Annotated in this window: 4 protein-coding genes and 1 tRNA gene; 4 read left to right on the top strand and 1 reads right to left on the bottom strand. The window is 73.9% G+C overall.

The genetic code is table 11. From position 1 onward, the window contains the following. From AC08ON_RS16945 to AC08ON_RS16930, 4 genes are all read left to right on the top strand, one after another. Positions 1–468, top strand: a 468-nt coding sequence (locus AC08ON_RS16945) for a tyrosine-type recombinase/integrase (RefSeq protein ID WP_476617326.1), incomplete at its 5' end; no start/stop codon positions are given. Further along, positions 465–878: a helix-turn-helix domain-containing protein gene (locus tag AC08ON_RS16940; RefSeq protein ID WP_476617325.1), complete on the top strand. Its 414-nt coding sequence runs from the start codon at positions 465–467 to the stop codon at positions 876–878. The genes AC08ON_RS16945 and AC08ON_RS16940, both read left to right, overlap by 4 nt. After that, positions 875–2953, top strand: coding sequence for a hypothetical protein (locus AC08ON_RS16935; RefSeq protein WP_476617324.1), 2079 nt, complete (start codon positions 875–877; stop codon positions 2951–2953). The genes AC08ON_RS16940 and AC08ON_RS16935 overlap by 4 nt, the downstream gene beginning before the upstream one ends. A 99-nt stretch (positions 2954–3052) precedes the next feature. After that, positions 3053–3250, top strand: a complete 198-nt coding sequence (locus AC08ON_RS16930; protein WP_476617323.1) for a hypothetical protein — start codon at positions 3053–3055, stop codon at positions 3248–3250. Between the two features lie 159 nt (positions 3251–3409). On the opposite strand, the gene AC08ON_RS16925 is transcribed toward AC08ON_RS16930, so the two are convergent. Further along, a tRNA-Lys gene (locus AC08ON_RS16925) sits at positions 3410–3482 on the bottom strand. Positions 3483–3787 lie beyond the last annotated feature (305 nt).

Raw genomic sequence — 3787 nt, 5'->3', positions numbered from 1 at the left:
TCTAGGAAACTCCCGCTAGGTGTCTGCCAGGTCCGGTTCGGCAAGGCGATGCGGGGCAGTCCGCCGCGGCGCCGCGCGGTCGCGACGGTGTTCCCGTGGGCGGCCGGGGTGCTCGAGGAGTACCTGACGGTGGTCCGCCCCCAGTTCCCGGGGTCGGCCGGCTCGGCGGTCTGGCTGACCGAGCGCGGGCAGCGGATCTTGACTCGGTCGGTGGACGACCGGTTTGCCCGGTGGCGGGCCGAGGCGGGGCTGCCGACCGATCTGTCCGTGCACTGTCTGAGGCATTCGTACGTTTCGCACCTGATCGAGGACGGGGTCGATCCGTTGTTCGTCCAGCAGCAGGTCGGCCATTCGTGGGCCTCGACGACCGCGACCTACACCACCGTCGGTACGGACGCGAAGAACCGGATGCTCACCGCGGCGCTCGCGGCGGTCCTGCACGCCGTGGCCGGGACGGAGGAGCGGTGAGCGCGCAGGTCGGCTACTACTGGCATCTGCGGAAGCTGATGGCCGAGCGTGGGCTGTTCGCGACGACGGCGCTGGTCCCGCTGCTCGCCGAGCGGGGTGTCCGGCTTTCGCGCGAGCAGGTCTACCGGCTGGTGACCGGCGTCCCGGAGCGGCTGTCGCTGGTGACGCTCGCCGCGCTCTGCGACATCCTCGGCTGCGCGCCCACAGACCTCGTCGAGCCCTACCGGGGCCGGCCCCGGCGCGTCGTGGCCGGCCCCGGCGCGTCCGCGGCACCGTCGGACACGGCACCGTCGGCCACGACGGCACCGGCCACGACGGCGCCGCGGGCGGTGTCCTTGCCGGTCGTGATGCCGTTGCGGCCCCGGCGCGCCGAGATCACCGCCGTCCCCGGCCCGGGGACCGGGTCATGACCGGCCCCCGGGCGTCTCGGCTCGAGAAGGTGGCGGCCCGCCGGGTGGCGGTGACCGCGGCGGTGGCGGCCGCCGGCCCGGCCCTACCGGCCGACGTGATCGCCGCGGCGGTGGGCGCGGTCAGCGGCGCGAGCCTGCGGCACCTGGCCGACGCTCTGGCCACGGACCCGGCCGCGCTGAGCGTCGGCGCGCCACCGGCGGTCGGACGGCTCGTCGGGACCCTGATCGCGGCCGGTGGCGCGCTGCCGGTGCCGACCTGCGTGCGCTGCGGCGCGACCGGCCGTCCGCTGACCCGCCAGGACGACGGGCAGGGGCTGTGCTCGCGCTGCCACAACCGGGCCCGGGCAACCGCCTGCGCGCGCTGCGGGATCATCAAACCGGTCGCCGGCCGCGACCCGCGGGGCCAGCCGGTCTGCGCGCGCTGCGCGGACCGGGCCCAACGCCGCTGCGGTGTGTGCGGCACGGTGTGCCGCATCGCGCGGCGCGCGCACGACGACCAGCCCGACATCTGCGTGAACTGCTTCACACTCCCGGAGGCGGTCTGCTCGGTCTGCGGGCGGCGGCGGCCCTGCACGTTCGCCAGCAGCAACGCCCCGCTCTGCCAGACGTGCACGCCACGGCGCGCGCTGCCGTGCGCCCGCTGCGGCGCCACCCGGCCACCGGCCGTCCGCTGGCCCGAGGGGCCGGTCTGCGACCCGTGCTACACGGCGGCGCTGCGCCACCGCGGCACCTGCGCGTCCTGCGGCCAGACCCGCCGCCTCGTCCATCCCCCCGGCGTCGGCGCCACGACCTGCGCCGACTGCGCCGGCCTGCCGGTCACCCACCGCTGCGCCGGCTGCGGCCTCGAGGACAAGCTGTTCGAGGCCGGCCGCTGCGCGACCTGCTCCCTGCGACGCCGCACGACCGCGCTGCTCGCCGCCGACGACGGGCAGGTCCCGGCCCACCTCGCCGCCGTGGCCGAGGCGATCCGCGCGACCCCGAACCCCTACACCGCGTTGAACTGGCTGCGCACCGGCGCGGCCAGCGGCCTGCTCGCCGACCTGGCCGCCGGCCGGCTGCCCACCAGCCACGACGCACTCGACACCCATCCCCGCCGCGCCGCCGCCGACTACCTGCGCACCCTGCTCGTCGCCCACCAGGTACTCCCGGCACGCGACGAGGCACTCGCCCGCGCCGAACAGCGCCTGGCCCGCCGGCTCGCAGACGTCGAACCGCCCGAACACCGACGTGTCGCAACCGCCTACACCACCTGGCGGGTCCTGCGCCGACTCCGCGCCCGCGCGGAACACTCCCGCCGCCCCCGGACGGTGACCGCCCGCGCCAGCCAACTCGTCCACGTCACGATCGCGTTCCTCGCCTGGCTGCACGACCGCGGCACCACCCTCGCCGAGCTCGACCAGCACACCGTCGACCTCTGGCTGACCAGCGGCGCCCCGTCCGCCCACGACGTCGGCGACTTCCTCGCCTGGACCGCCGGGCGCGGCCACACCCGAACGCTGACAGTCCCCGCCCGCCCCCGACCGACCGGCCCGGCCACCAGCGAGGACGAGCGGATCGCGCTGCTCGCCCGGCTCCTGCACGACGACACCGTCGAACTGACCGACCGGGTCGCCGGCGCGCTGCTGCTCCTCTACGGCCAGCAGCTCTCCCGTATCGCCGCGCTCACAACCAGCCAGGTCCACCAGCCGGGCGGCACCGTGCACCTGCAGATCGGCACCGAACGCATCCACCTGCCCGAACCGCTCGCCAGCCTGGTCCCGCGACTACGCGACAAAGGCCGTCCCCACGTCGGCGTCGGCTCACCCGGCACGACCGGCTGGCTGTTCCCAGGCCTGCTCCCCGGACAACCGATCACCCCCGCCCGGCTCGGGGAACGACTGCGCAAGCTCGGCGTCTCCGCGGTCGCCGGTCGCCGCGCCGCAATAACCCAGCTCGCCGCCGAACTCCCCACCGCCGCCCTCGCCGACATGCTCTCGATGCACCCGACCACCGCCGCCCGCTGGACCGCGCAGACTGGGGGCACCTGGCACCGCTACGCCGCTGAACTCGTCCGTGACCGTAGTTACCAGCCCTGACGAATAGCTACCAGCCGATCTTCTCCCACAGCGCTACTCAACACCCCTGGAACATTGCTGCCTACCGGTTTTGCCGAGGGTGTACCGGCGCGGACGGTGATGGAGCTGCTCGGGCACTCCACGATCCAGCTCACCATGAACACCTACACCCACGTAATGCCGGAGACCCAGCGCGACGCGGTCGGCCGGCTCGACCGGGTCTTCGGGAGCCAGGGCGACGAACCGGATCCGTCGGACGGGGCGGCCACCGGCGACGGTGAGGAGGACGAGGAGGGCGGAGCGGGTACCGCGGGCTGACCGTGCACCCGAGCGAATCGGCGACACCCCGGGACGGCTGTGTACCTTGCAGCGCCTGGGGCGTCTGCCGTCAGGGCACAGAGAGGCTGGGGTACAGAAGTGGGTACAGAGACCTTCCGAAAGAGACTGCCGAGAGTCATACGACCTGGTAGATACGGGTGCGCCGCCAGGGACTTGAACCCCGAACCCGCGGATTAAGAGTCCGCTGCTCTGCCAATTGAGCTAGCGGCGCGTTGCCTCCGCGTCCCCGCGGCGACATGCAGGACTCTACCAGGCGCTGGAGACGAGTGGCCGGGGGGTGCGGGCGCGGCGCTCGGTACCGGCGGCCACCTTGGAGATCGCCGATGGCGGGGGCTCCGTGTCCCTGTGTGTCCTCCGGGGCTGATCTTGCTCGGGACCTTGCTCAGGATCTTGCTCGGGACCCGCGGCTTCCTGTGGTCCCGGCTCGGAGCCGTGACGGGCATCAGCGGGGTTCCAGGAATGTTTCGCTGATAGACATGACGTGGCCGATGCCGCGGGCCTGCCGGACGTACGGTC

This window comes from Frankia sp. CoWAU3 (genome assembly GCF_977971855.1).
Note: the sequence above shows the minus strand (reverse complement) of the source record. Positions and strands in the feature narration are given on the sequence as shown.